The sequence below is a fragment of the Halomonas sp. 3F2F genome (assembly GCF_014897805.1).
Lineage (GTDB): Bacteria > Pseudomonadota > Gammaproteobacteria > Pseudomonadales > Halomonadaceae > Vreelandella.
The window spans coordinates 84,126-93,914 of record NZ_JABUZE010000029.1; the positions used below are offsets into that span (position 1 = coordinate 84,126).

Below are 9,789 nucleotides of genomic sequence, written 5' to 3' on the forward strand. Positions count from 1 at the left end.
ACACTTATGCAGACTGGCGGAACAACCAAGGACGCTGCTGGCGGTGTTTTTCTTCAAACGCGCGAATTGCGTCTTCGTCCTGCAGGGTAATACCAATATCGTCCAAGCCGTTCAGCAGGCAGTGCTTACGGAACGCATCCACCTCAAATTCGAGAATTTCGCCACTGGGCGTGATGACCCGCTGGTTCTCTAAATCTACGTCTAATTGATAGCCTTCGCTGCCTGCCACTTCCGCAAACAGGCGGTCAACAACGTCTTCTTCCAAGGTAATCAGCAGAATGCCGTTTTTGAAAGCATTGTTGTAGAAAATATCGGCAAAGCTTGGCGCAATCACCGCTTTAAAACCAAAATCTTCGAGCGCCCACGGGGCGTGCTCGCGTGAACTACCACAGCCAAAGTTGCGGCGCGCCAGCAATACTTCAGCACCTTGGTACCGCGGTTGGTTCAAGACAAAATCTGGGTTCAGCGGGCGCTGCGAACAGTCTTGCCCTGGCTGGCCTTCATCCAGGTAGCGCAGTTCATCAAACAAGTTCACGCCAAAGCCAGTGCGCTTAATCGACTTCAAAAACTGCTTCGGAATAATCAGGTCGGTATCGACATTAGCACGGTCAAGCGGCGCGACGATTCCTTCTAAACGTTCAAACTTTTTCATGGCTTAGGCCTCCTGCGCGTGGCTAGTGTCGTTAGCGGGTAAGGTACGTACATCAACAAAGTGACCAGCAATCGCTGCCGCCGCGGCCATCGCAGGGCTCACCAGATGTGTGCGACCGCCGTAACCCTGACGACCTTCAAAATTGCGGTTAGACGTTGATGCACAGTGTTCACCAGCGCCCAACTTGTCGGCATTCATTGCCAAGCACATTGAGCAACCCGGCTCACGCCATTCAAAGCCTGCTTCAATAAAGATTTTATCCAAGCCTTCTGCTTCCGCCTGGCGTTTCACCAAACCAGAGCCCGGCACCACCATGGCAAGCTTAATCGAGCCAGCGACTTTATTGCCTTTCGCTACCTTGGCCGCTTCGCGTAAATCTTCGATACGCGAGTTAGTACAGGAGCCGATAAATACTTTATCGAGCTTGATATCGGTAATTTTCTGGTTTGCCTGCAAGCCCATATATTCGAGGGCACGCGCATGGCTGCGCTGCACGGTGTCATCCAGCGCGGCTTGGGGATCTGGCACTTGACCGGAAATACCGGTGACCATTTCCGGGCTAGTCCCCCAACTGACCTGAGGCTCGATCTCTTCAGCTCGCAGAGTAACTACTTTATCGAACTGCGCATCGGCATCGGAAACCAGGCTACGCCAATCGGCTACGGCGGCTTCCCACTGCTGGGCGGTGGGCGCAAAGGGACGCTCGGCCAGGTAATCAATCGTCGTGTCATCGACGGCAATCAGGCCCACACGGGCACCCGCTTCAATGGCCATATTGCATACGGTCATGCGGCCTTCCATAGAGAGCGACTCAATCGCACTACCGGCAAACTCAATGGCATAGCCCGTACCACCAGCGGTGCCAATCTTGCCAATAATCGCCAACACCACGTCTTTAGCGGTCACGCCCAGGCCAAGCTCGCCTTCCACGCGCACTTGCATGTTCTTCATTTTTTGCGCCAGCAAGCACTGGGTCGCCATGACGTGCTCAACTTCTGAGGTGCCAATACCATGGGCCAAGGCACCAAATGCACCGTGGGTAGCGGTGTGGGAGTCGCCGCACACCACGGTCATACCAGGCAACGTTGCGCCCTGCTCTGGGCCTACCACGTGCACGATACCCTGGCGCGGGTCGTTGATTTTGAACTCTTCAATGCCGTACTCAAGGCAGTTATCGTCCAAGGTTTGTACTTGGATTAACGACACGGGGTCTTTAATACCGCTATTGCCTTCAGCGCGCTCTTTTACCGTCGTAGGCACGTTGTGGTCAGGCGTTGCCAAGTTAGCATCTAAACGCCAAGGCTTGCGATTAGCCAGGCGCAGTCCTTCAAACGCCTGGGGCGAGGTGACTTCGTGAAGCAACTGGCGGTCGATATAGATCAACGCCGTGCCGTCGTCACGCTGTTTCACCAAATGTTGATTCCAGAGTTTGTCGTAAAGCGTTTGACCTGACATGTTGCTCTCCTGGGCATTGCCCTGCTAGTTCGGTATGGCAGCCTCTACGTGCTGCTTATGTGGCTATACAGGCAGTGTCACGCGAGTCGCGCATAAAAGCAATTCATGTTATTCATAGATTAGATTCCAAACTGGAATACTTATTCAGTAGCACCTATTAACTACCTAGTTAGAAATACCTGTTCAGGGAGTCGCAAGTGGATACTCAAAGCCTGCAAGCATTTCTGGCCGTTGCCGAAACCCAGAGCTTTTCCCGCGCGGCAGAACAACTGTATTTAACCCAGCCTGCGGTAAGCAAACGCATCGCCACTCTGGAAGACCAACTTGGTACCCGGTTGTTTGACCGCATCGGGCGGCGCATTGCGCTGACCGAAGCGGGCAATGTATTACTTCCCAAAGCACAGCACATACTGTTTACCGTGGAAGACAGCCGCCGAGCACTCGCCAATCTTTCCGGCCAAGTAGGCGGTAAGCTAATGCTAGCCACCAGTCACCACATCGGCCTACACCGACTGCCCCCGCTTTTAAAGCAATACACTCACCGCCACCCGGAAGTGGCGTTAGACCTGCACTTTCTGGACTCAGAGCTAGCCTACCAAGGCGTGGTCGACGGCACGCTGGAGATGGCAATAGTCACTCTCGCCCCCCACCCCGTTGAACAGCTTCACGTGGTAGAGCTATGGCGCGACCGGCTGTGTTTTGTCTGCGCCACCGACCACCCACTGGCGCAGCGTACCCGCCACACCAGCAGCCCGCTCAGCTTGACTGAATTATGTGAATTCAATTGCGTGCTGCCAGGTGCCAAAACCTTTACCCGCACCTTGATTGGCCAACGTTTTGCCGAAGTGGGCCTACAGCTTCCCGTCAGCATGGCGACAAACTATTTAGAAACGCTGAAAATGATGTGTAGCGTGGGCCTGGGCTGGAGCCTACTACCTGAAAACATGATCGATAGCGAACTCATCGAGCTCAATGTAGACACCGCTCCCATCCAGCGCCCGTTGGGCTATCTCGTCCACACCAGCCGTACGCTTTCCAATGCCGCTAAAAAAATGATTGAAGAACTGGAAAGCACCCGCCACGCCACTCTCAACTAGCCGCACGCACCAGTGTTGCGGGAAAGCGATACGCGGGCCTATCAATCACCCGCGAAGCGACGCCTGAACAATTACAAAGCGCTATCCGTCTCCACAACCTCTCGGATCACACTGCCCAATTCAGCTATCGCGCTATTTCGTTCTTCAAAGGATGCGTCAGTTTCGGTGATATAAAACGCCACAATGGTAGGCTTGCGCTCAGGCGGCCATATAACAGCGGTAATCGATCTTGAACCAAAACCACCGGCTCCCGTTCGATCTCCAATTACCCACTCATCAGGCATTTGTGACCTAAACAAGCCATCAGCCACTTCATTATTAACCAACCATTCACGCAGTTGGTTTTTCGACTGGAGCGATAACGCGTTTCCCACTACCAGCTTCTCAAGGTTACTCACCATTGCATTGGGCGTGGAGGTATCACGCTCATCATGTGGAGCAGCCTCGTTTAACTCTGTCTCCCAGCGGTCCAAACGCGTGACACTATCACCCAGTTCTCTTACAAACGCCGTCACGGCCTGCGGTCCACCAATCGCCTGTAAGATCAGGTTAGCCGCGGTGTTATCGCTGGTTGTCATCGTCGCTTCGCAGAGTTCAAACAGCGATATTTCCCGGTTATCCGCATACGCTTCGGTAACGGGTGAATAGGTGACAATGTCAGAAGCAGATACTTTCACTTGTCTTTCGAGTTGCTCACTTCCTTCATCCACACGCTGCAGCAGCGATGCACACGCTAAGGTTTTAAAAGTGCTGGACATCGCGAACAGCTGGTCTGCGTTGTATTCCCAGCGCTGCCCAGTTTCCAGGTCATAGGCTGCAAAACCAACGCGTGCATCCAACTGCTCCTCTATACGCTCAACCTCTGTAAGCAAATTATCATCCTGAGCCATCAACACAGAAGGAACCGCTATTAAGCAAATCGACATAACCCAGCGCGAAACTCGTTGTTTGCAATCCACTTTCATAATCCTTTTAAAATCATAAAATCTATAACGAAGGGTAGAAGCATGGTGCCCGTCGCACACAAGGCCTGGAAGGTTTATTAAGCGAGGGAGTTTGACGACTGGTCACTTACCAACCTTCCATATAAGGCGGAATCAGAGACAACACCATTCACTTCCCATCGCTGTCGAAGCAACCCTTCTAGAGTAAAGCCAAGCTTCTCGAGCGCTTTCGCTGAGGCGTGATTATCTGGGTCAATTTCAGCTTCAATACGACGAAGCCCCAGTGCATTAAAACCATACTGTATCAAGGCTACACCCGCCTCATGGATATAGCCTTTTCCCCAATAGCGCTGGCCTAAGCCAAAGCCGACCTCAGCACGCTTAGACTCTTTGTCATAACTAAAGAGCATGCACTTACCCACCAGATCACGTGTTGACTTTAGATATATCCCAAGCACCAGTGACTCTTCACGCAGCATCGAAGCGTTGCTGACATCAATAAAATCCAAAGCGTCCTGAATATCTGACCAAGGTGCCGTATTCCAATATTTCATCACTTCAGGAGAAGAAAATATGTCTAGCAGGCTTTCTGAATCATCGGTTGCTAATGGCCGCAGTGTCAGCCGTTCGGTTTCGATCACTGGGAAAAATAGTCCTTCTGACATTCATAACTCCTTTTTTGCATGACGCCTCCAACCCGTGCAACTGCACAGCCCGCGCGACACAACGACATTCTATGTCTCGTGCAGCCTAAGCGATAACGCTTTTGCCAACTCTCCCGCCCAACTCACCGACACCAAAGGATGCCCAGAGGAAGAGCTGACCAGCACAATATCAATACTAGGCAGTGCCGGCATTTCATGGGCAGCATCGACTTCGACCAAATCACTCGGCAAGGAAGCCGTCGCCGCCGCCGTGATGGCCTTGCCCTGCCGAACCAACCCCATCAAAGCTCCTGCGTTGGCACTGAGCGCCTTAATGCGGTAAGAGCGGCGTGTTTTGTTTAGGCCATCCAAAGCCGAGCTGTGAAATTTGCAGTCGGCTTCATACAGAGCTAAAGGCAACGTTGCGTGCTGCTGCCAGTCAAATTCCGGGTGCTGTATCCAAATTCCCTTATCAAGCATCAGCACATGACCTTCATCACTGTTGGCCGCTCGCGTCAGGATAGCCAAGTCCAGCGCTCCCTCATCCAGCTGCTTTCGCAACGTGATGGTAGGTGCGCATATCAGCTGTAGCTGAACACTAGGGTGTTGGTCATGAAGGGTATCTACCAACAAAGGTAGCAGGCTCTGGGCGTAGTCATCTGGGCTGCCAATACGCAACGTCGGTAAAGCGGCGCTCGATCTCAGTTGAACTAGCGCCTCATCATGCATTGCCAGCAATCGGCGAGCATAGCTGACAAGACGTTTGCCCTCGTTGGTGAGCTCTAGATTGCGGCCTTCTTTAAAGAACAAGCTGCAGCCGACCTGCTCTTCCAGCCGCTTCATTTGCATGCTGAGCGCGGCCTGGGTTCGGTGCACTTGACGCGCGGCACGGGTAAGGCTGCCGGTATCAACCACGGCAATATAGGTGCGCAGGAGATCCATATCCATTTAACGAGGCCTCTATCCATCAGCCCCACTGATGGCTGATATTAGTACTATTCGTTTGTCGAACTTCGCGGAAAGCGAAACACTGTCCTCCGCGGCTTGGGTGTGCATTCCAGACCGGCCATCCTCGCGTTCAAATCACAGGAGACGACGATGATCTTGCACGACTACCTACCCTCCGGCAACGGCTACAAAGTGCGCCTATTACTGAATTTGCTGGATAGACCCTATGACTATCGTCATTACGATATCGTGCATGGAGAAACGCGAACCCCGGCATTCTTGCAGAAGAACCCCACCGGCAAGATTCCGGTACTGGAGCTCGACGACGGCCGCTTTCTCAGCGAGTCGAACGCCATCCTCTTCTATCTAGCCCAAGGGAGTGATTATTGGCCGGAAGACCACTGGGATCAGGCCCAGGCCCTGCGCTGGATGAACTTTGAGCAGTACAGTCACGAGCCCAACATCGCCACACCGCGCTTCTGGCTGACTCACCTTGGCCTGAATGATGAACGCCAAGCACAACTCGCGGGTAAACAAGCACTGGGGCGCGAAGCGCTAGCGGTGATGAACGATCACTTGGCAAGGCAGGACTGGTTCGCCGCAGGTCGCTACACCATCGCGGATATTGCCCTCTTCGCTTATACCCATGTAGCGGAAGATGGTGGGTTCACACTGGCGAATTATCCCAACGTTTGCCGATGGCTGGATCGGGTAGCGTCTCACCCGAACCACATTGCGATCACAGCGGAGTAAGAGCCGTTCCCATGCTGGCAATTGCTAAGCTTAAAATTGCACCAGTTCAACTTCCTATAGCTTTCTCTTGGCTAGCACAGCCACGTTGTTAAAAACCGGGTTGTTGGTAATAGGACGAACATTTGACAAACACCAAGCCAAATAACCCGGTTCCCAGCCATTTGAACAAGCAGCCTTCACTTCAGAAGGCTGCCATTCATGTATCGCTTCAACATCCACAATTGCTACAGCCTTACTTTCAGAAGCATCCCTTGTCACCGGTTACCTAGTGATCCGGTAGTATCGGCCATACTCTCCATCCTGGATCGCGCTATGTACCACCTGCCAGCCTAGCTTTTCGACTACTCTCATACTGGCCACATTATCCTCTGTGATGAAAACCTGGACAGTCTCCCAATCAACCTCGGTGGCTAGCTTTTCCACGACCAACTCACAGGCCTTGGCGGCAATCCCCTTCCCCCAAAACTCGGCTCTAATGAAATAACCGAAATCCATAACACCGTTAATTTCTTTGATGCCGCAAAATCCGATGAATTCATCGCTATTTACATCCGCGATAACAAAGCGAGATGGGTTGGCAAGCGCACGCTTAAACCATAAATCAGACTCGTCCTCTGTAAGAGCACGACGAGGCCCCAGAAACCTCATTACCGCAGGATCTCCTAGCATAGATACAACTGCCAGCCTATCGTGTGCATGCAGATCTCTAAGCTTCACTAAACTCATAGTCAAAAATTCGCGCTAACATCGACAGTTAAAAAAACACAATTAACATCAAGCTCATCTTTATTAAAAAACTGTGAATGCAGATAATAAAACCGCAACACAGCTATACCCTAATCCTACCACTGCAGGCAGTGTAGACATTGCAAACCCTGGCGCTCTCCATAACACATTACGCCTGTAACCTACCCAAAACATGACGCGACCAGCAACAAAAACTCCGGAATAGATGGGCAACAAGCTCAATAATTGATAAGGAATTAAAACAGATAGCGCCAATGTATTAATAGCGAATATCATCAGCTGCTCATGAGTATTAGATAGTACTCTTAGGTCAACCTTCATCCCCTCTGTATTTGCTTCACATTTAGTTGGATCCGCTGATGGGTTTCCGTAACGTTGAGAGCCGATTCTAACAATCATCAAAAAAAATAGTGCAACAGGAAAAACAAGGCACATTATTGCGAGCTTTAGTCGCTCTACTACGACAACCTCCTCAACAACTTGAGGCAAAGAACTATAGAAAAAAACAAACACCACTGTTGTTCCAACAAACCCTAGCAGCATCCCCATTTTAACTGTTCTATCATCGCTTTTTTGAGTCATATTCTAATTCCTTTTAGGCCATAATGAGGTTTTAAGTATATGCTTTCAACGTGTTGAAAACGCTGCTAAAACGATACCGAAAGCATCTAGATCGGCAATATGGAGATTATGTAAACGTCCGCTCTACAACCTCGACATTGAATCCCTCTGATTCTTCGGGAGGCTCAAAGAAACCCGTTACCATCCTGAAAACTTCCTCGGTATCGAAGCTCGCCCGCTCAGGCTGCTCCCTTTGGCGCTGTTTCAGCTGTTTTAGACAAACCTCGTCTTCTGCCATCACATAGTACAGTTCGTGGGGTATCCCGCGTGGCGAGTAGATATCCTTAAACCATGCCCTTTGCTTCCTGGTATTGCCGGGGAAATCTAGAACCACAGTGGTGCCTGCCAAAAGTATTTGCTCAACGTGTTCCCTAAGCAATGGCTTAAGGCGTGACGAGTAGCTGATGTAGTCGTTGAAATCGTTGATTTCGCCAGGAAAAAGAGCAGATAACCAGTCATCCTCTGAAAGCAGCACGGCGCCGCGCTCACGCGCAATGCTGGCAGACAGCGTGCTTTTTCCAGCGCCCATCTTTCCGCAGAAAAATATTAACGTTCCATAAGAACTCATTTCTTACTCTTTTAACTACGCCTACTGCGTTTCTAATCCCTGCATCCATAACAGGCTTAATTGCTCAGCAGAAATGCCTAAAGTCGCTGGCTGAGACTCAAGTTGTGTTCCAAAAATCCTCTCGGCTACCTGTCTTCCAACGGTTTGAGCTGAGGATGTCTTAACGATTCGCTGCTGATAAAAACTTGTCAGAACACTTTCCAACTCACCTTGCTCTCCCAAAAGCCTGACAAGATGCCACGCATCTTCCAGCGCTTGACATGCTCCCTGCCCAGATGTTGGTAAAGACGCATGGGCCGCATCTCCAATAATGACAACATTGTCTTGATGCCAATAAGGCAGGGGATCAAGATCATGAACAAAAATGCGATTGAGCGATGCTGCATCATAGAATTTCAGCACGTTGCGTACCGGGTCAGGCCAGCAGCGAAAACGCTGATGCAGCTCATCATACCAAGCAGATAAGGGCCGTTGTTTATCAATATCGGCATTCCATGCGCCAGCCCAGAAACATAGCCCATTATTCATAGGGACAATTCCAAACCGCTCACCCAAGCCACGAAAATCATGGATGGCGTTATCTAAAACACCTTCATTCAACTGACTGATACCAATGATATTAATGAATCCTTGATAACGGGGGCTCACCTTTTCGGCATATAGCGTGTGACGCACCACCGAATTCATTCTCCCATCGGCTCCTACCACCACGTCAAACTCTTGCTTTAATCGGTCAATATCCTGCGCCGTCATTGGGCAACCAAGGTGTATTTTTACCCCCAAATCATCCAACCTCTTGGCCAGTATGCCCATAAGATCACGGCGCAATATTGTTATACTGGAGAAGCCACTCCGCAGGTTCACTTCCTCAATATCAAGCTCACCCTGCCAAACGCCAAATTGATCAAACTGACGCATTAAACGGGGAGCACCACCCAGGTGTTTTAGCTCTTTTTCCACCCCCATCTGTTGCAGAACAAAAATTGCATTTGGCCATAAAGTCACGCCAGCACCAATGGACGAGACCTTACTGTCACGCTCATACACGCTCACTTGATAGCCTTGTTGTGTGGCGAGTATTGCCAGCGCTATTCCAGCCCCCCCTGCACCAACAATGGCAATACGATTAGTGTTTTTCATCGACCCTACCTCAATAGTTAAATTCGGTAGAGATTGTCACAAAGCCACTCTCGGGGATAAACACGCTATTATTGCGTTATTAATCCCATTTTATGAGAGAATCTATGATTGAAAAAATCGAGCTTCAATGGCTACTGAGCTTTCAGGCGGTATATGAACAGCTGAGCTTTAAGCGTGCGTAAGCGTTCATCCTACGACGTAGTTGACCTACTTCACGTCA

Annotated in this window: 11 protein-coding genes; 2 read left to right on the top strand and 9 right to left on the bottom strand. The window is 50.6% G+C overall.

Annotated features, from left to right (window positions below):
* Positions 1-4: 4 nt before the first annotated feature.
* Complete coding sequence (gene leuD, locus INT21_RS03085) at positions 5-652, bottom strand: 3-isopropylmalate dehydratase small subunit (protein ID WP_193067550.1); 648 nt, start codon at positions 650-652, stop codon at positions 5-7.
* Between the two features lie 3 nt (positions 653-655).
* Complete coding sequence (gene leuC / locus INT21_RS03090; protein ID WP_193067549.1) at positions 656-2,107, bottom strand: 3-isopropylmalate dehydratase large subunit; 1,452 nt, start codon at positions 2,105-2,107, stop codon at positions 656-658.
* A gap of 197 nt (positions 2,108-2,304) precedes the next feature.
* On the opposite strand from leuC, the gene INT21_RS03095 reads away from it, so the two are divergent.
* Positions 2,305-3,204 carry a LysR family transcriptional regulator gene (locus INT21_RS03095; protein ID WP_089038159.1) on the top strand — a complete coding sequence of 300 codons (900 nt, stop codon included), beginning with the start codon at positions 2,305-2,307 and terminating at the stop codon, positions 3,202-3,204.
* Between the two features lie 71 nt (positions 3,205-3,275).
* On the opposite strand, the gene bla is transcribed toward INT21_RS03095, so the two are convergent.
* The 3 genes from bla to INT21_RS03110 form a co-directional block, all read right to left on the bottom strand.
* A complete protein-coding gene (bla, locus tag INT21_RS03100; RefSeq protein ID WP_193067548.1) occupies positions 3,276-4,169 on the bottom strand; it encodes a class A beta-lactamase in 894 nt (297 codons plus the stop codon).
* A 77-nt stretch (positions 4,170-4,246) separates the two neighbouring features.
* The gene (locus INT21_RS03105; protein WP_193067547.1) at positions 4,247-4,813 is read right to left on the bottom strand and encodes a GNAT family N-acetyltransferase; all 567 of its coding nucleotides are present in this window, start codon (positions 4,811-4,813) and stop codon (positions 4,247-4,249) included.
* Positions 4,814-4,882: 69 nt separating this feature from the next.
* Positions 4,883-5,740 (bottom strand): LysR substrate-binding domain-containing protein, encoded by an 858-nt coding sequence (locus INT21_RS03110; protein ID WP_193067546.1) that lies wholly within the window; start codon positions 5,738-5,740, stop codon positions 4,883-4,885.
* Between the two features lie 150 nt (positions 5,741-5,890).
* On the opposite strand from INT21_RS03110, the gene INT21_RS03115 reads away from it, so the two are divergent.
* Positions 5,891-6,493: a glutathione S-transferase family protein gene (locus tag INT21_RS03115; RefSeq protein ID WP_193067545.1), complete on the top strand. Its 603-nt coding sequence runs from the start codon at positions 5,891-5,893 to the stop codon at positions 6,491-6,493.
* Positions 6,494-6,754: 261 nt separating this feature from the next.
* On the opposite strand, the gene INT21_RS03120 is transcribed toward INT21_RS03115, so the two are convergent.
* The 4 genes from INT21_RS03120 to INT21_RS03135 form a co-directional block, all read right to left on the bottom strand.
* Positions 6,755-7,219, bottom strand: coding sequence for a GNAT family N-acetyltransferase (locus tag INT21_RS03120; protein ID WP_193067475.1), 465 nt, complete (start codon positions 7,217-7,219; stop codon positions 6,755-6,757).
* Positions 7,220-7,282: 63 nt separating this feature from the next.
* Entirely contained in the window at positions 7,283-7,822 is a 540-nt protein-coding gene (locus INT21_RS03125; RefSeq protein ID WP_193067474.1) for an MAPEG family protein, read from the bottom strand.
* Positions 7,823-7,928: 106 nt separating this feature from the next.
* The gene (locus tag INT21_RS03130) at positions 7,929-8,429 is read right to left on the bottom strand and encodes an ATP-binding protein (RefSeq protein ID WP_193067487.1); all 501 of its coding nucleotides are present in this window, start codon (positions 8,427-8,429) and stop codon (positions 7,929-7,931) included.
* A 21-nt stretch (positions 8,430-8,450) separates the two neighbouring features.
* A complete protein-coding gene (locus INT21_RS03135; RefSeq protein WP_193067488.1) occupies positions 8,451-9,569 on the bottom strand; it encodes an FAD-dependent monooxygenase in 1,119 nt (372 codons plus the stop codon).
* Positions 9,570-9,789 lie beyond the last annotated feature (220 nt).